20 protein-coding genes are annotated in these 18,631 nt (G+C 37.5%); 9 read left to right on the top strand and 11 right to left on the bottom strand.

Annotated features, from left to right (window positions below; translation table 11 throughout):
• Window positions 1-216: 216 nt before the first annotated feature.
• Together ACIQXJ_RS22180 and mutY are read right to left on the bottom strand one after the other, a co-directional pair.
• The gene (locus tag ACIQXJ_RS22180) at window positions 217-393 is read right to left on the bottom strand and encodes a gamma-type small acid-soluble spore protein (protein ID WP_340822351.1); all 177 of its coding nucleotides are present in this window, start codon (window positions 391-393) and stop codon (window positions 217-219) included.
• 96 nt (window positions 394-489) lie between these two features.
• Window positions 490-1,521 (bottom strand): A/G-specific adenine glycosylase, encoded by a 1,032-nt coding sequence (gene mutY / locus ACIQXJ_RS22175; RefSeq protein ID WP_403057746.1) that lies wholly within the window; start codon window positions 1,519-1,521, stop codon window positions 490-492.
• Window positions 1,522-1,847: 326 nt separating this feature from the next.
• Between mutY and ACIQXJ_RS22170 the strand changes: the two genes are divergently transcribed.
• Window positions 1,848-2,834, top strand: coding sequence for a metal-dependent hydrolase (locus ACIQXJ_RS22170; RefSeq protein ID WP_403057743.1), 987 nt, complete (start codon window positions 1,848-1,850; stop codon window positions 2,832-2,834).
• 94 nt (window positions 2,835-2,928) lie between these two features.
• Here ACIQXJ_RS22170 and ACIQXJ_RS22165 read toward each other — a convergent pair whose 3' ends face one another.
• The 3 genes from ACIQXJ_RS22165 to recX are packed head-to-tail and all read right to left on the bottom strand — an operon-like array spanning window position 2,929 to window position 4,329.
• Window positions 2,929-3,198, bottom strand: a complete 270-nt coding sequence (locus ACIQXJ_RS22165) for a YfhJ family protein (protein WP_340822345.1) — start codon at window positions 3,196-3,198, stop codon at window positions 2,929-2,931.
• A gap of 1 nt (window position 3,199) precedes the next feature.
• Window positions 3,200-3,529 (bottom strand): YfhH family protein, encoded by a 330-nt coding sequence (locus ACIQXJ_RS22160; protein WP_403057740.1) that lies wholly within the window; start codon window positions 3,527-3,529, stop codon window positions 3,200-3,202.
• Window positions 3,526-4,329, bottom strand: a complete 804-nt coding sequence (gene recX, locus ACIQXJ_RS22155; protein WP_403057737.1) for a recombination regulator RecX — start codon at window positions 4,327-4,329, stop codon at window positions 3,526-3,528. The genes ACIQXJ_RS22160 and recX overlap by 4 nt, the downstream gene beginning before the upstream one ends.
• A 101-nt stretch (window positions 4,330-4,430) precedes the next feature.
• Here recX and ACIQXJ_RS22150 point away from each other — a divergent pair, with 101 nt between their 5' ends.
• From ACIQXJ_RS22150 to ACIQXJ_RS22135, 4 genes are all read left to right on the top strand, one after another.
• On the top strand, window positions 4,431-5,330 hold the full coding sequence (locus ACIQXJ_RS22150; protein WP_403057734.1) for a TIGR01777 family oxidoreductase: 900 nt from the start codon (window positions 4,431-4,433) through the stop codon (window positions 5,328-5,330).
• Between the two features lie 84 nt (window positions 5,331-5,414).
• Window positions 5,415-6,233, top strand: coding sequence for a polysaccharide deacetylase family protein (locus ACIQXJ_RS22145; protein ID WP_403057731.1), 819 nt, complete (start codon window positions 5,415-5,417; stop codon window positions 6,231-6,233).
• Window positions 6,234-6,305: 72 nt separating this feature from the next.
• The gene (rlmD, locus tag ACIQXJ_RS22140; RefSeq protein ID WP_403057728.1) at window positions 6,306-7,682 is read left to right on the top strand and encodes a 23S rRNA (uracil(1939)-C(5))-methyltransferase RlmD; all 1,377 of its coding nucleotides are present in this window, start codon (window positions 6,306-6,308) and stop codon (window positions 7,680-7,682) included.
• A 402-nt stretch (window positions 7,683-8,084) separates the two neighbouring features.
• Window positions 8,085-8,282 carry a hypothetical protein gene (locus tag ACIQXJ_RS22135; RefSeq protein WP_403057725.1) on the top strand — a complete coding sequence of 66 codons (198 nt, stop codon included), beginning with the start codon at window positions 8,085-8,087 and terminating at the stop codon, window positions 8,280-8,282.
• A gap of 202 nt (window positions 8,283-8,484) precedes the next feature.
• On the opposite strand, the gene ACIQXJ_RS22130 is transcribed toward ACIQXJ_RS22135, so the two are convergent.
• A complete protein-coding gene (locus ACIQXJ_RS22130) occupies window positions 8,485-9,666 on the bottom strand; it encodes an MFS transporter (RefSeq protein WP_403057826.1) in 1,182 nt (393 codons plus the stop codon).
• Window positions 9,667-10,034: 368 nt separating this feature from the next.
• Between ACIQXJ_RS22130 and ACIQXJ_RS22125 the strand changes: the two genes are divergently transcribed.
• Complete coding sequence (locus ACIQXJ_RS22125; RefSeq protein ID WP_173479575.1) at window positions 10,035-10,220, top strand: SE1561 family protein; 186 nt, start codon at window positions 10,035-10,037, stop codon at window positions 10,218-10,220.
• A gap of 45 nt (window positions 10,221-10,265) precedes the next feature.
• Here the strand turns inward: ACIQXJ_RS22125 and ACIQXJ_RS22120 are convergent, their stop codons facing one another.
• Complete coding sequence (locus ACIQXJ_RS22120) at window positions 10,266-11,066, bottom strand: YwqG family protein (protein WP_403057722.1); 801 nt, start codon at window positions 11,064-11,066, stop codon at window positions 10,266-10,268.
• Window positions 11,067-11,292: 226 nt separating this feature from the next.
• Between ACIQXJ_RS22120 and ACIQXJ_RS22115 the strand changes: the two genes are divergently transcribed.
• Window positions 11,293-12,834 carry a fumarate hydratase gene (locus ACIQXJ_RS22115; protein WP_403057719.1) on the top strand — a complete coding sequence of 514 codons (1,542 nt, stop codon included), beginning with the start codon at window positions 11,293-11,295 and terminating at the stop codon, window positions 12,832-12,834.
• A gap of 345 nt (window positions 12,835-13,179) precedes the next feature.
• Window positions 13,180-15,084 (top strand): heavy metal translocating P-type ATPase, encoded by a 1,905-nt coding sequence (locus ACIQXJ_RS22110; RefSeq protein WP_403057716.1) that lies wholly within the window; start codon window positions 13,180-13,182, stop codon window positions 15,082-15,084.
• A 196-nt stretch (window positions 15,085-15,280) separates the two neighbouring features.
• On the opposite strand, the gene ACIQXJ_RS22105 is transcribed toward ACIQXJ_RS22110, so the two are convergent.
• Entirely contained in the window at window positions 15,281-16,204 is a 924-nt protein-coding gene (locus tag ACIQXJ_RS22105; protein ID WP_403057713.1) for a YihY/virulence factor BrkB family protein, read from the bottom strand.
• A gap of 24 nt (window positions 16,205-16,228) precedes the next feature.
• Window positions 16,229-16,555 carry a YtxH domain-containing protein gene (locus ACIQXJ_RS22100; RefSeq protein WP_403057710.1) on the bottom strand — a complete coding sequence of 109 codons (327 nt, stop codon included), beginning with the start codon at window positions 16,553-16,555 and terminating at the stop codon, window positions 16,229-16,231.
• 180 nt (window positions 16,556-16,735) lie between these two features.
• On the opposite strand from ACIQXJ_RS22100, the gene ACIQXJ_RS22095 reads away from it, so the two are divergent.
• Entirely contained in the window at window positions 16,736-16,957 is a 222-nt protein-coding gene (locus ACIQXJ_RS22095) for a DUF1128 domain-containing protein (protein WP_340822324.1), read from the top strand.
• Window positions 16,958-17,023: 66 nt separating this feature from the next.
• Here ACIQXJ_RS22095 and motB read toward each other — a convergent pair whose 3' ends face one another.
• Both motB and motA read right to left on the bottom strand, forming a co-directional pair.
• Window positions 17,024-17,800 carry a flagellar motor protein MotB gene (motB, locus tag ACIQXJ_RS22090; protein ID WP_403057707.1) on the bottom strand — a complete coding sequence of 259 codons (777 nt, stop codon included), beginning with the start codon at window positions 17,798-17,800 and terminating at the stop codon, window positions 17,024-17,026.
• The gene (gene motA / locus ACIQXJ_RS22085; protein WP_340822322.1) at window positions 17,784-18,587 is read right to left on the bottom strand and encodes a flagellar motor stator protein MotA; all 804 of its coding nucleotides are present in this window, start codon (window positions 18,585-18,587) and stop codon (window positions 17,784-17,786) included. Before motA ends, motB begins: the two co-directional genes overlap by 17 nt.
• Between the last annotated feature and the right edge of the window lie 44 nt (window positions 18,588-18,631).

Here is an 18,631-nt window from a genome sequence, read left to right as displayed (position 1 = left end):
AAAACTACAAATTTCACTGTGTCATGTTATTTATGTACAAATTTTCGAAAATTAATAGCAATTTCCATCATAACAGCAACTTTAATGGAATTTTTTAACTTACGTTATAAGCTTATGCGTATCGAAGAAAAAATAGAAAAGGGCTGTCCTTTTCATCTTTTCGATTTTTAGACAGCCCCTTTAGAAGGTAAATGCAATTATGCAGTTACAAAGTGCTTACTCGCTCGCGTTTTGGTTATTCTTAGCATATTTGCCTGAAGCTTGAGCTTTATTCTGCTCAGCTTTAGCATTTTGCTTTTGCACTTCGTTGAAGTCCGTTTCGTAACCAAATTCTTCACTTTGGCGTTGCATGTTTTTATTTGCTTGTTGGTTTGTGTTTTGATTTTTCTTCATCAGTCATTCACCTCCACGCTAATTATTGTGTACAGAGGTGATTACTTTTATGCTCATTAATTTTTTTATTTTCGTTTGCTTAATTATAGTGTCTCCCTATTTTATCGCTTGCCATATTTTTAACATTGGCACTGGCATTGGTAATAATTCTATTTGCTCCTGTGTTAGCCAATCACCCTTTTCAAATGATTTACACTTCATATAATAAGCATTTACATGCCAAGTTAAATGTGAGAAAACATGTTTAAATGTTAAAATTTCTTGTTGTGCTTGTGCCTCTATGTCATAGTGCTGAGCAAATTTTAATAATGAGTCTTCTGCTTGCTCAACCATCGGGAACTGCCACATATTTGCAAGTAAGCCACTTGCCGGACGTTGCTCCATTAAAATTCGCCCAACCTCATCCTGACAAACAAAAACGTCGTATGAAATATGCTTCATCTTAACTTTTTTTGATTTAACAGGCAGTTTTTCTGGTTCTCCTTCATTAAAAGCAGTGCAATATTCACGGACAGGACATAACAAACACTTCGGTGATGTTGGAGAACAAATAAGCGCTCCAAGTTCCATTAAACCTTGATTAAAAGATGACGCATTATGTGGATCAATTAGTTCTTCAACAGCTGCTTCGAAAATTTTCTTTGTCTTCGGCAGTGCAATATCATCATGTATATTGAGTACACGACTTAAAACCCGCATGACATTACCATCAACTGCATGTTCGGGCTTATTATAGGCAATACTTAATATAGCACCTGCAGTATAGGGTCCAACCCCTTTTAACTTAGAAATTTCATAGCGATTATCAGGTACGATTCCGCCATAGTTTTCTAGCACCTCACGAACCCCCGCTTGCAAATTTCTCGCTCGTGAGTAATAGCCAAGGCCCTCCCAATGTTTCAATAAATATTCCTGTGGTGCCTCAGCTAATAATTCTAAAGTTGGAAAGCTTTCCATAAAGCGATTGTAATAAGGAATAACTGTATCAACTCGTGTTTGCTGTAGCATTACCTCAGATACCCAAATTTTATAAGGGTCTTTAGTATGCCGCCAAGGTAAATCTCGTTTCTCTTCTTCAAACCATTCGACTAAAGATTGTCGAAATTCTGCTACATATGGATATTTCACAGTGACCTCCCGTGTCTTTACGATTTAATTTATGATTAAAAGGGTATACAATTAAGAAAAGCTATTCGCATAATATGACAAAAACGTATAAATTTATTACAGCTAAGCGTGACATCCGCCGCGGCGTTTCCTTGATACAACCAAGGTTTCAACTTACTAATACAGATCGCGGACTTTTGCTAAAACAAAAAACTCCATTATTTACCTCTTGCGCGAGTGAATACTTAGCGATTGAAAAGCAAATTTTATAAGCAATACCATTATTGAAATGAAATATACATGTATGCATTGTACGCCTTTTTCACGCATACAAGGAGTGGATAATTTTGGATTCAGGTACACATTTCGTTATGGGAATAGCACTCGGTGGTCTTGCTTTAGCTGACCCTGTAGTTGCAAATCATTCAATGACCTTTACTGCCGTTATGGCTGGCACCATTATTGGCTCACAAGCACCTGATGTTGATACAGTATTAAAACTTCGCAATAATGCGATTTATATTCGACATCATCGCGGTATAACACATTCAATACCAGCAGTAGCCATATGGCCAATTTTAATTACAATCGTGTTATCACTAATTATTCAGGACGCAAATGTATTACATTTATGGCTTTGGACATTTCTTGCAGTAGCTATTCATGTTTTCGTTGATATTTTTAATGCTTACGGCACACAAGCTATTCGCCCATTCTCTAGGAAATGGGTAGCACTTGGTGTTATCAATACATTCGATCCAATTATTTTTTCCCTTCATTGCCTTGGAATATTACTATGGGCATTTGGGGCAAATCCAGTCTGGACATTTAGCGTCATGTACGGCATTATTGTCGTCTATTATATTTTCCGCTTTGCTGTTCAAAAAGCAGTTAAAAAAGCAGTGCACAGTACAATTCAAGATGAAGATTATGTTATTGTAGCACCTACAATGCGATTTTTTCACTGGCGCATCGCAGCAAAATCAAAAACACATTACTATGTTGGTCGCGCTTATGGGCGAACTGTTAATATTTACGATAAATTCGAGATCAAATCACTACCAAATACACCTACTGTTGAAGCTGCTATGAAAGACCCTAATCTCGCTGCCTTTGTGTCTTTCTCACCATTGTACCGTTGGGAAATTTCCGAACTTGAAAATGGCTTAACAGAGGTGAGGTTAATCGATTTACGTTATCGTAGTGACAATCGCTATCCTTTCGTTGCAGTTGCTCATTTAAATGACGACAACGAAATTATTACCTCTTACACTGGTTGGATTTTTACCGAGGATAAGCTTCAAAAAAAATTACAAATTGGCGCAAGCAATTAACTAATAAAGCCGGAGTATCCTATTTGAAGGGAACACCGGCTTTGTTATGCTTATAGCTTAAAATTGATTTTTGCATTACAATGAAATCTATTTATTATTGTACCATATCATCACTTGCATCTAGTAAATGAGCGTATTTTGGATTGCGTCCTGCAAACTGATGGAGCTTATCGCCATAGCTTACAATTAATTGGCGCACTAAGTTTTCAGTATAATCAGCCCCACGATAATCATAGCCCGCTTTTGCAGATGTAGATTCAAAATCACTCCATAAAAGTTCAATCCAAACACGCGCACGCCCTGCTGACATTTGGGGATTTTTCTCAAGTAATTCTGCTGTTAGTTTGTCGATTTTTTCTTGCAATTTATTTCCCCACCTTTATAGGTGATAAAATAGAAACGGGCAAGGCTTCCTGATATTTATCGCCGCCTAGGCGATGACCCCATGCAAAACGTCCTTTTAAATAATCAACTTGGAAATAGTTGTTGTCCGAGCCATCGATTCTGTACATTTCTCCCGGTACTATCGTATCTAAATCAACTAAATAAGCAGCTGCCATTAAAGCTTTACGCTCATACACTGCAAATTCATTAAGTATGCCTAGCTGTTCTGCCTTACGAGCCTTCTCTCTTAGCTTTGCTACTTCTTCACGTAGTTCATGCTCTGTCATTGCAGCATAGTTTTTTTCATTCATTCCCCATTCTCCTTCTCTTCAATAAAACGATCTATAACTTCTACAGGAAATCCCTTTTGATAAAGCGCCTGCTTCGTTTTCATTTTTAATTCATAACCAGTATACTTCGACGCATACTTTTTCCAAACTTTTTCGCCTTGCACATCGAGTAAGGACTGCCATTCATCCTCTGCTTGCTCAATTTCAACTTGTCCAAGTACTTCATCGACAACAGTAAAAGAATACCCTTTTCGCATTAAGAAATCTTGTATCTTAGCCTTTACTTGCGTTGGTGTTTTCTTCTTCTCAGAACGAATTACTTTTTCTGCAAGCTGTGTTGCAAGCTTTACTTGTTCCTCATGGCTAAATGTTTCAAGCACCTCATCTTGCAAACTTTTATCGATTCCTTTTTTGATGAGATCTTGTCGAATTGCTCGAGGCCCTTTTTTCATCGTGGCTTTTTTTGTATCAAGCAATGCTTTCGAATAAGATTCATCATTTAAAAAGCCATATGATTTTAACTTTTGAATCGCTTCTAATATTACTGCTTCCCCAAACTCTAAGGAGTTTAACTTTTTCTTCACCTCATGCTCACTTCGCATTTGATATGATAAAAAATTTAGCCCTTTATTAAATGCTTTGCGAATTTCATCTTCATAGGCAATTTCCTGAATATCAAATTCTTCAAGCACCTTTCCTTTTGTAAGACCAAATTGTATTAAAATCGCTTCGTCTACAGGAAAGGCGTATTCCTCATTTAAATATATATTATAGCGTTCTGGATTGTTTTTTTGACGCGCAATTTTTGTAATAACACGCATAGCGAAATCACCTCTTTGCCTAATCATTATAACATCTTTTTCTTTTTTTCTATCTTTGTGTATAGTTGAGTTAACATCTATTGGTAAAAGGAGGGGTTCTTATGAAAATTGTCATTGCTGGTGGTACTGGATTTGTTGGGAAGGAGTTAACAAAACTGTTGAAAGAACAAGGACATGAGTTATTCGTTTTATCCCGTAGCAATTCGAAATATGAAAATGGCATTCATTATGTACAATGGCTAAAAGATGGTGCTCGACCAGAGAAGGAATTGGACGAGGACATCGATGCAGTCGTCAATTTAGCAGGAGTGTCATTAAATGATGGACGTTGGACAAAGAAGCAAAAGAAGGCTATTTATACAAGTCGCATGGAAGCTACACTAGAAATTGTACGTATTATAGAACAATTTAAGGAAAAACCAAATGTACTTGTAAATGCCAGTGCAGTTGGAATTTACCCACCTTCCACAGTGACCACCTATAGTGAAAACATTAGCGACTACGCTAAAGATTTTTTAGGATGGACAGTTCATGATTGGGAACGACATGCAAAGCGAGCAGAAAACCTCGGTGTTCGTGTAGCACTTGCTCGTTTTGGTGTTATTTTAGGTCGTGACGAAGGTGCACTTCCTTCCATGCTATTGCCCTATAAATTACATATCGGTGGCACGATTGGTACAGGCGAGCAATGGTTATCATGGATTCATGTAGAAGATGTAGCGCGAGCTATTTATTTTGCCATTACCCATTCATCTATTAACGGACCATTTAATGTGACTGCTCCACATGCAACACGCATGAAGGAATTTGGTCAAACAATTGCTCAAGTAATGGGACGTCGCCATTGGATGCCAGTCCCTAGTTTTGCCATGCGTTTAGCTCTAGGAGAACAAAGTATGCTCGTTTTAGAAGGACAGCATGTATTACCAACTGTTTTAGAAACGCAAAATTTTGAATTTAACTATCCTTATTTAAAAGAAGCACTTGAAAATTTATTATAAAATCCGTGTGCAAAGTGAAACGACAAGCCGGATAAATTTTTGAAAAGAACGCATCCTAAAAGAAAAGGAAAGGATGCGTTTTTTATGTGGAAACAACATATAGTAGGTGCAGTAATCGCTACTTTTATTATTGCCGCAGCAATAAGCATTAATCCATACTTTGCATTTGGCTCAGATGAATATCATTGGGGCATTAAACGAGCAAAGAATGGCGAACCAGCACAGGCAGGAGCACAACTTGATAAACTACTCGACCAATATGGAGCAATTTATAAAGGAAAACCCGATAAAAAAGTGGTCTATTTAACCTTTGATAATGGATACGAAAATGGCTATACAGAAAGTATATTGGATACGTTAGAAAAAGAAAAAGCACCAGCGACCTTCTTTTTAACTGGTCATTATTTAGAAAGCGCTGGTGACCTTGTTAAGCGTATGGTGCAAGACGGTCATACAATCGGTAACCATTCCTATGGTCATCCGAATATGGCAAAGTTAACAAGAGATGGTATGCGTGCAGAATGGCGTAAGTTTGATGGGAAACTGCGTGAATTAACAGGCATAGACCGTACAACTTATGCTCGACCACCAGAAGGAATTTTCAATGCTAAGTTGTTAGAAGTCGGCAATGCAGAAGGTTACCGTCATATTTTCTGGTCTGTCGCTTTTAAAGATTGGCTAAAGGATGAACGACGTGGAGCAGATTATGCTTATAATGCTTTAATGGAGCAACTGCACCCTGGCGCTGTCATTTTAATGCATACAGTTGCTCAAGATAATGCGGAGGCTCTACCTTTATTCATTGCTGAAGCAAAGAAACAAGGCTATACTTTTTTATCGCTTGACGATTTAGTATTGGAGTATGAAGATTTCCCTGTCACTATGCAATCGTCCACTCCTTAGTTATAATGGGGAGATGACATCAGCATGTTATCAATACCTACGTGCTGAACAAAGTTAAAGGACGTGGATCGCTTGACGCAACAAACTACGATGGAAGTGGGACAAAAATTCCCATTAACTATAAAAAGACTTGGCATTAATGGCGAGGGCGTTGGCTTTTATAAACGCAACGTCGTCTTCGTAAAAGGCGCTATTCCAGGAGAAGAAATTACTGCCCAAGTTACGAAAACACAACGCAATTTCGCAGAGGCAGATATACTTGCCATACGGAAAGCCTCACAATTTCGTCAGGAAGCACCCTGCCCAGTTTACAATGAATGCGGTGGGTGCCAGCTTCAACATATGACATACGAAAAACAGCTTATAGAAAAACGGGATATCGTTATTCAAGCGTTAGAACGCTATGCTAAGCCATTAGCAGAAGCCGTTGAAGTTCGCAATACACTTGGTATGGACAACCCTTGGAATTATCGCAACAAAAGCCAATTCCAAGTACGCAAAGAAGGCAAACGTGTCTATGCCGGGCTTTTTGCAGAAGGCAGCAACAAACTACTGAATATTAATGATTGCCTTGTACAACATCCAATCACATCGAAAATTACTGTAGCGACACGTAAAATCTTACAAAAGCTAAATATTACGATTTACGATGGTCGTACGCTCGATGGTTTAGTGCGTACGATTGTTGTACGTACAGGGATTCGCACTGGTGAAACACAAGTCGTGCTTGTTACGACTCGTAAAGACATCCCTCACCTTGCTGAGCTTTTAACGCGTATTAAAAAAATCGATCCAAGTATCGTATCGATTGCACAAAACATTAATCGTGAAAAAACATCACTTATTTTTGGTGATGAGACGATTGTTCTTGATGGCAAGGAAACAATACATGAGGAACTAGGAGAATTGGCATTTGATCTATCTGCTCGTGCATTCTTCCAATTGAATCCAACACAAACTGTACATTTATACGATGAAATTAAAAAAGCAGCGGCATTAACGGGCAATGAAACCGTTGTTGATGCCTATTGTGGAGTTGGTACTATCGGTTTATGGCTGGCTGATAAAGCGAAAGAGGTTCGCGGTATGGACGTAATTCCAGAAAGCATTCAAGATGCACGAACAAACGCGCGCAACCATGGCTTTAAACATACGAAATATGCAGTCGGCACAGCTGAAAGTGTTTTAGCTAAATGGCGCAAAGAGGGCTTCACGCCTGATGTTATTACAGTAGATCCGCCACGTACAGGCCTTGCACCAGAATTTATCCGCACTGTCCTTAAGCTAAAACCGAAACGTTTTGTCTATACGTCTTGTAACCCATCTACATTAGCTAAAGATTTACAGGAATTATCAAAGCTTTATGATGTAGAATATATCCAACCAGTAGATATGTTCGCACAAACCGCACAAGTGGAATGTGTTGCTAAGCTTGTGTTAAGAAAATAAATTTGTTTTGGAGCATCTCAATTTTTTTTGAGATGCTCTATTATTTTAAATCAAAAAAGAGCTTCTTTCGTAGAATTCAGGTCTCCCACCAGAGAATCAACTCTCCTTTCCCGTTTAAAAAAAATGATTTAACGCCTTAAAACTGAATGCAACTTCAGAAGGTAGGTGTAGACTGCCGATAGTCTCTCCTCTAGGTTCCTAATCCTCTCCAGAAATCAATGCCACCACACTTTTCATTGAAAAAAACTTATCATCAAGCAGTTTTCCTAGATTATCGTATTCTCTCTACTATGTAATATAGTATTTTTTCGACCTCAAGCATTAAAAGTTCATATTACTTTCCTTGCATTTTATTTTTTAATAAGTCGAAATATTTACAAACAAAAAAGGAGGGTTATTCATATGGGAAATAAAATATCAAAATTGTTAGCATTGTTATTACTTTTAGTTTTTGCTTTCTTACCTAACACAGGATTTGCTCAAACTCAAGAATTCCTTAGTCAACAAGAAATTGATAGGTTATTAAACGACAATGATGTAATGTCACCCACACGTAGAGTTACTACTTTAGACGAGATGAATATAATAGAGAATTACTAGGCATGGCATTATAATCTAATTGCTTTTATGATTGCTTGTCTGTATAATGTATTTCTAGGTGCCAAACCTACGTGGCATGGACGGAACATCCGTGTCACACCGAAAAACGCCATTACAGCACGGATTTGCTGGGCGTTTTTTGTTTTATGAGCGGGAGATGAGCCCCGCTCTTTTATTTTGTATTTAAAAAGCGACCATGACATTAAACAGTCACTGATCGCTTATTTTTATTTTTCCCAAATACGAGTAGAACTGTCGCTACAGCTAGTAATAGAAGTGCTACAAGTAAAAGGAAGCTATAATTTTTTACAAATTCTAAATAAACTCCACCTAAAAACGGCCCTGTTAAACTACCGATACTTAGGGCAATACCACAAAGAAGGTTTCCGGTTGGTAGTAGCTCTTTAGGCGTTAAATCAGCCATATATGTAATACCAAGAGAAAACATCGAACCGACCAATGTACCTGCGAAGAAAAACGCGATGGCTACAGCCATTTGTGAGTGCTCTAAAAAACTAGCAATACTAAATAAAATAGCACCTCCAAATGATCCGAACATCAGTATATTCCGTCGTCCAATTTTATCGCCAAGTGAACCAAGTGGCACTTGCGTTAAAATGCCCCCAAATGTAAAGACTGATAAAATAATCGGAATCATGTCTACCTCAAAACCTATACGTAATGCGTATACTGGAAATAAGGCGTTTAATGAAGATTCTAAAAATCCGTAAACAAACGGACCTAAAAATGCTATCCATCCAAATACAATTGCCACCTTATAGCGATTCCATCCTCTTGCATTCATATCACCCGTTAAACGCTCTGGCTTTTCATTGCGTAAGAAGAATACAAATGACCAAGCAAATAAACACATAATCGATGACACAATAAACGGCAATGCTTCTGCAATTTGTATAAGCTGTACCATTAATGGCCCTACCGCAAAGCCCATGCTAAAGGACAAACCATAAATAGCCATACCTTTGCCTAAGCTTTTATGATCAGCTGTGCTCGTAATCCATGTTTGTGTAGCATAATGTAGCGCATGATCTCCGACACCTATTAGCAAACGTAACACAAACCAAAATGTGACACTTTTCCATAAAGGGAATATGATAAGTGATACAAAGACCAATGCCCCGCCGATTAAAATAATTGGTTTGTAGCCCCATTTTCGTAAAGGCTGTTCGATAAATGGTGAGATTAATAAAGTTCCTATGTATAGTCCCGTCGCATTTAAACCATTTAAAGCGGAGGATACACCATCACGCTCAAAAATAATGGAGATAAGCGGCAGTAGCATTCCTTGTGAAAATCCCGATATAGATACAATTAACACTAAAATAGTAAATCTTTTTTTGCTGTAATCTGAGAAGTAATTCATTTTTTCCTCCAACATCAAGTCTTCTTCCACATTACAGCATACCAAAAAGCCTTAGCGCTCACCACATGTGATTTTACGCTAAGGCCTAACTAACACTTATCTTCATTCAACTTGTATAAACACGAATTTCGGCTTTTTTATTTGACCGATTACTTGTTTAAACTCCCTCCTTTTCGAGTTAGAGTTCACCGTTTTGTACCATCAGCTCCTTTACTATTTCTTAAAATAACTTTAACATACAACATCAATATTGTAAATATTCTGTCTATTGATTTTTAAAAATAATCTCTAAGTCCTAGGTGTTACCCTAGGCATTGAAATTTAGTCCCAAATCAGCTACTATGTAAGGGACGAAATGAGGTGTATGCATGTCAAAGCCAATCACGGATAAAGAACAACAAGTGACTTACTTAAAAGAACGTCTTGAAATGTTTTTAGAAGTATTAGATGCCATCGACCCAGAAAAAACTGAATTACAAGATATTGATCGTTTAATTCAAATGATGGATGATTTAGAAGATAAAATGGAGCAATTCAACGCTCGTGAACAATAATAACAATGAAAAGCAAGCGAGCATATAAATTGCTCGCTTGCTTTTTTAATGACAATCCCAATTGTAAACAACCTTGCTAAAATCTTTATTTTTAAGTTCTTCCTCTGTAATGAAGAAATTGCAAACACCACAATCCCCCCACATAATATGATCTCCTTCACTATCTATTTGAAGTAACATCGTTGTTGAATCCGTATAATTACCGTATGCTCTAGGATCCTCCTGCGTAAAGAAAGGATAACCTCCAATTTTATGACCATCACCAGTTAATACATCATATAATACATCTGTCAGCTCTTCGTCTTCTTCAGCAGCTGTTTCGATGCTTGCATATATTTCATTGCTTCTAAAGTCATCCATAGATAAAGGTTCAAATTTTGCTTTAAAGGACAATGCCATTTCCTTATCTACTGGAAAATACAATTCTTCTTCCTGATTTTCTACAAATGAGAAATCTTGAATAAGCTGCGATTCATCCTTGACGATTGTATCGTGGAAAATAACTCGAAAACCATTTTGATTTTTCCCACTATCAAAATCCATTCCAAGTACGTCATCATAGCCATCAATATAAAATTGCAGTATCCCCTCGTTAGGGAAATGAGGTAAGTGCTTAGGTACATCCGCAAAATTAATTTGGGCTAAAAGCTTTAATGGTTGTTGTTCCGCGTTTTTTGGATATTCCATAGAAAGTGGAAAATACGGATTACCTGCAAACTTACTTTCAAATAAAGTCGTTTCCTTTTCATGGGTTTCAATTACAACAACAGGCTCCATTGTTCCTTCTATTATATTTCGAAATTGCTCAACTTCCTTTGGTAACTTCAACGATATTGTTTCAGACATGAAATATCCTCCTTAAAGTAAAGTTAATTCCATTTTAGAACAAACGTTCCTAATAATCAAATACTATTTTCTTTGAACATTTAAAGGTTAATGAATAAACATTACAAAATCTATAAAAATAATCGCTAATTCCTACCACAATTAGATGGACTCTTTTTTTCATTAGTGGAAAAGAGTATAATGTATCGTGGAAATAATCAATTTTTCATTGGGGGGCAATATCAAAATGAATCTTCAAACTTTGGAGAAAAGTCTTTACAATTTAATTACTGAAACATCAACAAACTTACCAAAAGATGTACGTCGCGCCATTAAAAAAGCTAAAGAAGCTGAAAATGCGGGTACTCGCGCAGCAATGAGTTTAGAAACAATCTCAAATAATATTATTATGGCAGAAGACAACGTATCACCAATCTGTCAAGATACTGGTCTACCAACATTTAAAATCTACACTCCAGTAGGTGTAAACCAATTAGAAATTAAAGAAGCTATTAAAAAAGCAATTAACGATACAACAGCTGATGCAAAATTACGTCCAAATGCCGTTGATTCTTTAACTGGTGCAAACAGTGGTAATAACCTTGGTGATGGTCTGCCAGTTATGAAATTCGAGCAATGGGAAAAAGATTATATTACGATTAAATTAATTCTTAAAGGTGGCGGCTGTGAAAACAAAAACATCCAGTATAGTCTACCATGTGAGCTAGAAGGTCTTGGCCGAGCTGGTCGCGATTTAGATGGTATCCGTAAATGTATTTTACACTCTGTTTATCAAGCACAAGGACAAGGCTGTTCTGCAGGCTTTATTGGTGTAGGTATCGGTGGCGATCGCTCTTCAGGGTATGATTTAGCAAAAGAGCAATTATTCCGTCATGTAGAAGATACAAATTCAAATCCTGATCTTGCAAAATTAGAAGAATATGTTGTGAAAACTGCAAACACTTTCGGTATCGGTACAATGGGCTTCGGCGGTGAAGCAACTTTACTTGGCTGTAAAATTGGTGTAATGCACCGTATTCCTGCTTCATTCTACGTATCAGTAGCATATAACTGCTGGGCATACCGTCGTATGGCAGTTGATATTAATCCTGAAACAGGCGAAATCATCAACTGGCACTACCAAGAAGGTGAAAAAATTACATTTAAAGAAGCTGAAGAAGTTGCTGCAACAACAGATGAAACGTTGACAAATGTAGTAGAGCTAACTGCTCCAATTACAGAAGAACAAATTCGTTCACTTAAAGTAGGAGACGTTGTATCTATTACTGGTCGTATGTACACTGGCCGTGATGCAATTCACCATCATTTAATGAGCCATGATGCACCAGTTGATCTTAATGGACAAGTTATTTATCACTGTGGTCCTGTAATGGCAAAAGACGAAGAAGGTAACTGGACAGTGAAAGCTGCTGGTCCAACTACTTCTATTCGTGAGGAGCCATATCAAGGCGATATTATGAAAAAATTCGGTATCCGTGCTGTAATTGGTAAAGGTGGTATGGGTCCAAAAACACTTGCTGCTTTAGGCGAACACGGCGGTGTATACTTGAATGCAATTGGCGGTGCTGCTCAATACTACGCAGACTGCATTAAAGGTGTAGATGGTGTAGACTTAATGGAATTCGGTATTCCTGAAGCTATGTGGCACTTAAATGTTGAAGGGTTCACAGCTGTAGTAACAATGGACTCTCACGGTAAATCGCTTCACGCTGATGTAGACAAATCTTCTCTAGAAAAACTTGCTCAACATGCAGAAAGAGTTTTCTAATCTAGAAGAACATTTTTAACTAAAGAGATTTATCTGTTACGTACACAAAATGTAAAGGCACAGAATATTCCTAGTGAATATACTGTGTCTTTTTCTGTTCTCAATACAATGTTCAGAATGGAAAAATCAACAATCAGTTTCTTGAACACATTATTATATTTAATTGATATCTTTCCTAGACCATGTCCTCTAAAAGTTATTGCTTTCATTTTCCAAAAACCTTTGTTATAATAATTCTAAATTAGAAAAGATATAATTGAAAGTGATTATCAACTACAACAATGTTTATGATTCCTTATTTTATAAGGGTTTTGATATTGATTTTCATTATCAGGGGGGATATTGATGGAATACTCTAATCGAGAAAATATAAGTTTAATTGAGAATATTAAGGTGCATGCTGAACTGATTGCTGCTGTTATGGCTGGATTATTTATTTTACTTGCATGGCGTTTAGATACAAATGATCAAACAACAGCTTCTATTCTCTTATATGTTGTTGCTTTTTGTGTAGGAGGATTTGCAAAAGCAAAAGAAGGCATTGAAGAAACGCTAGAAGAAAAAAAATTGAATGTAGAATTACTTATGATATTAGCCGCAGTCGGCTCTGCTGCTATTGGCTATTGGACAGAAGGCGCAATCCTTATTTTTATCTTTGCTGTCAGTGGTGCCCTTGAAACATATGCTATGAACAAGAGTCATCGCGAAATTTCTGCTCTTATGAATTTACAACCTGAAGAAGCTTGGCTAGTACGTGGTGGATTTGAACCGATGAAGGTTGCTGTCTCCACATTAAAAATTGGTGATCATCTACTTATTAAACCTGGTGAACGTGTGCCAGCAGACGGTATTATCTTTAAAGGACAGTCGTCTATCGATGAATCAGCTATTAGTGGCGAGCCACTACCTATAGCTAAATTTGAAGGTGACGAAGTATTTGCAGGAACAGTTAATTTAAATGGTGCAATTACGATGGAAATGACAAAACCAAATTCCGAAACTTTATTCCAAAAAATTATTATGCTTGTACAAAATGCTCAAAGCGAAAAATCGCCTTCTCAGCAATTCATCGAAAAATTCGAAGGCACATATGTAAAGTTTGTATTACTATCTGTAGCACTTATGATGTTTCTTCCCCACTTTTTACTTGGTTGGGATTGGACGACTACATTTTATCGAGCAATGGTGCTCTTAGTTGTTGCCTCCCCTTGTGCACTCGTTGCATCAATAATGCCGGCAACATTAGCAACGATTTCAAATGGCGCTAAAAATGGGGTGCTATTTAAAGGTGGCTTGCATTTAGAGCATCTAAGTGTATTACGTGCATTAGCTGTCGATAAAACAGGTACTCTTACACAAGGAAAACCAGTTGTTACAGAGTTTATCGTACGCGAAGGCTTAGATCGACAAGAAGCATTAGCTCTTCTTGCAGGTATTGAAGCACAGTCAAATCACCCATTAGCCCAAGCAATTACAAGCTACGCAAAAGCACAACTTATTTCACAGTTTGCGCAAGCAACAATTGAAGATATCCCTGGTTGGGGCATGAAGGGCTACATTAATGAAACAGAGTATCTTATCGGTAAACCTGATTTTGTAGGAGAGGATGAAGCCAATGCTTTTGCGAATAACGCATTAGCGAAGCTTACCTCAGAAGGTAAAACGGTAATTTTCATGCGTGACAAAGATGGTATTGTTGCACTTGCTGCGTTAAAAGATACAGTTCGTGATGAGGCGAAGAAAGCCGTCACATTATTAAAAGAATTGGGTATAGATGTCGTCATGCTTACTGGCGATAATGACAAAACAGCAAAAGTTATTGCGAAAGAAGCTGGCGTTACTGAATACGTTGCAGAGTGTCTTCCAGAAACAAAAGTTACTGAAATGAAACGCCTACTTAAACAGCATAACTTTGTAGGAATGGTTGGAGATGGCATTAATGACGCACCTGCATTAGCGACAGCTACTACTGGGATTGCAATGGGCGAAGGTACTGATGTTGCTTTGGAAACGGCAGACGTTGTGTTAATGAAAAATGACTTATCTAAAATTGCTTATGCAGTACGTTTATCTCGCAAAATGCAACGAATCGTCAAACAAAACATCTTCTTCTCTATTGGTATCATTGTTTTGTTAATTGCCTCTAACTTTTTACAAGCTGTTGATTTACCACTAGGTGTCATCGGACATGAAGGTAGTACAATTCTTGTAATATTAAATGGCTTACGAATGCTTAATAAAAATGTATAAAAAAAGGGTGGTCTCAAACTGAGACCACCCTTTCAATGTATAGACAAACCGTCGATTTCGTTCCATATAAAGTGCCTGGCACTCAAACAATTCTGAATTTTACGTTTTAGAAGCCGATATTATGCCCACGAAAATCAACGGCAGTTAACTGTAAAAAGAAGGGTGGTCTTCAATTGAGACCACCCTTTTTCTAAAGTTATTTAATAGCACCTTCAGCTTTTAGCAAGGCTCTTTTTTGCATTGTGGCATTTAACACACCACCAAAAATTAAAATCATCCCTGTAAAATACAGCCATAACATTAAAATAATAACGCCACCAATACTACCGTATGTAGCAGAATAGTTTCCAAAGTTACTTATATAAAAAGAAAAACCATATGTCACAACGAGCCATGCAAGCGTAGAAAATATTGCTCCTGGCCATACACCCATTATTTTCAATCGTGGGCTTGTATTCGGTACTAACCAATAAATTGCCATCAACACTAAAAAGATCAGTAATGGCGGCATTGACCAACGAATATTACGCCAAAGAGATTCAAACTCATCTTCAATGCTAACAATTGAAAACAAAAAATGCCCAATTTGCTGTCCAAAGACAGGTAATAGAAGAGCTACTGCAATGACAATAACTAAAGCAATAGTAAATACAAGTGAGAGCCCTCTGTCCACAAAACCTACTCTACCTTCCGTATCGTACGCTTTATTTAGAGCTCTTATTAACGCATTTATTCCTTTTGAAGCAGACCAGATCGTCCCTAGTACCCCGATGGATAATAAACTACTATTGCGATTAGTTAATACTTCTTTTAATGTACTTTCAATAAGCCTATATACTTCATCAGGCATTAGATTAACTAAAAACGAGTACACTTGCGTTGTCTCTAAGTTTAAATATGGCAATAGGGTAACAAGGAAAATTAATAGGGGGAAGAAAGAAAGTAAAAAGAAATAAGCAAGTTGTGCTCCAAGAGCTGATATTTCAACGCGTTGTATGCGAAGCATTAAATCTTGGATAAAGCCCTTCGATGTCATTACATCTACCGCATCTTCATTTGGTGAGAAAAACGCCTTAACCTCACCAATCGTTGAACGTATGGATGCTTTTCTCTTTTCCATTTAATCCCCTCCTTTTACTACAGCTTATTCTTTATCTGGCGAAGTGAAGGCTGATTTAGTATCGCTAATCATCCCTTGAATTGTAGAAGGCAATTCTTTAAACTCATCAACTTTCTCGGCTAGCGTGTTGACATTTTCTGATACGCTATCGCAAAGTACTTTTGCTGCTAACACCTTTTCTTCAATTAGGTCTTGCAGTTCACTGCGATGTGATGCGTAATAAGATACTGCTTCTTTCATTCTTTTTGTAGTAGCGACTGTTTTTTCTCGTGTAGTACGATCAAACATGCTTATTGCGGCTCCTACAGCTGCGCCTACGACGATAGATGCTAATAATTTACTTTGTCCCATATTATTTACCCCCTGCTTGTTTAATGTGTATTCCCTTTTTTAAAAATAACTAAACAGCTTATTGCACTTATTCTACCCAATAACAATGCATTTTTAAAGCAACGCCCAATTACAGTATTGACATTTTTTTTATTCAATGAAATGATATTGGCTAGGATTATGAAAGGTAGGTTTAATTGAATGGATTTATCAGTGCCGTCAAAAGAAAACGTTATTTATATGGTCGATCAAATGAAAGATAAGCTCCGCATGGTAAATGTAGATGCTATGAAATCTGAGAATTTTGATGAAGCAAATTATGAAGATTTAGTCTATCTGTACGAAATGGTTATGAAACGTGACACATTTAGCCCGAGTGAAATGCAGGCTATCGTTGCCGAATTAGGCTCTTTACGCAAATAATTGTTCAGCTCACTAAAAAAGCTATTAGCAAGGACATCGAGTCTATTGCTAATAGCATTTCTTTTATTACTGTGCGTTTTTCGCTGCAGAACCGTCTTCGGCAACAAGTGGTTGAATTAACACTTCCACACGACGATTTTTTGCGCGACCTTCAGCCGTATTGTTTGGTGCGATGGCTTTATATTCACCATATCCTTTTGCACTAAAATAAACCGGATCAAGATTTGAGTTACTATCCACTAAAATTTTCAAGAAATTCACTGCACGCATAACCGATAATTCCCAGTTCGAAGCAAATTCGGGACCTGTTTGAGGCACGTTATCAGTATGACCAGTAATGACAATACTACGAGCAGGATCGGATACTAATACACCTGCAAGTTCCTTAGCTATTGTATTATACTCTGGCTTAATGGTTGCTCTCCCTGGGTCGAACAAGATGCTATCTCGAATTGTTACTAGCAATCCCTCATCAGTCATTTCAGTTGCGAACTGACCTTCCATCTCATTGACTGCGATAAAATTATCTACACTATCTTTAATTTCAGCTAACTCCTGTTGATCCTTTAAATACGCTGAGTTTTGCTGTGGCTGTTGCGGTGTTTGGTCATTATTTGCATCAGGCGTTGGCAGTGGCGATGGCTGTTCTAAAAAGCTCGTACCACCATCAAAAACCTGATTAAATACTGCTGACATACGATCTAGCTTTTCTTGGTCAACTGAACTGGATGCAAAAAGTACGATAAATAACGCTAGTAATAACGTTAAAATATCTGCATACGGTACTAACCAAGACTCATCAACATGCTCTTCATGCTTCTTTTTCTTAGCTTTCTTTGCCAAGGCCGCCCGCCCCGCTTTCACCCGAAATTTGACGACGCTCTTCCATCGTTAAATAAGAAGATAATTTTTGTTCAATAACACGTGGAGCCTCCCCTTCTAATACAGAAAGGATTCCTTCAATCATCATACGTTTTTGTTTCACTTCAACTGCTGATTTACGCTTTAACTTGTTGGCAAATGGATGCCATAATACGTAACCTGTAAAGATACCTAATAATGTTGCCATGAAAGCAGCTGAAATGGCATGTCCTAACTTATCAATATCGTTCATATCTGCTAACGCTGCGATTAAGCCTACTACCGCACCGAGTACCCCTAATGTTGGGGCATATGTACCTGCTTGTGTAAAAATGGCTGCGCCACTTGTATGTCGGTCTTCCATCGCCTCTACTTCTTCCGTTAATACGTCACGGATATAATCTGCGTTTTGACCATCAATTGCTAATGTAAGACCATTTTTCAAAAATGGATCTTCAATTTCTGAAGCCTTACTTTCTAACGCTAACAAACCTTCACGGCGTGCTAAATCGGCCCATTGTGAAAACATCTTAATGATTTCAATATCATCCGCTAGTTTTGTTTCTTTAAAAAGAATTTTAAACAGCTTTGGCACCCGCTTTAATTCTTTCATTGGGAAAGCAATTGTTACAGCAGATATTGTACCGAAGATGATAATTAAAATAGCCGCTGGGTTATAAAAGGCACTTAAATTTACACCTTTTAATACCATCCCTGTTAACAGGGCGATAAACGCTAAAATTACCCCTACTACTGACGATAAATCCATTCTCGAACCTCCAAATCTTCTATCTTACTTATTTTCGTCCAATT

Source organism: Lysinibacillus sp. NPDC097868, from assembly GCF_044761135.1.
Classification (GTDB): domain Bacteria; phylum Bacillota; class Bacilli; order Bacillales_A; family Planococcaceae; genus Lysinibacillus.
The sequence above is the reverse complement of the archived record's forward strand: the minus strand, read 5'-3'. Positions and strand labels throughout refer to the sequence as shown.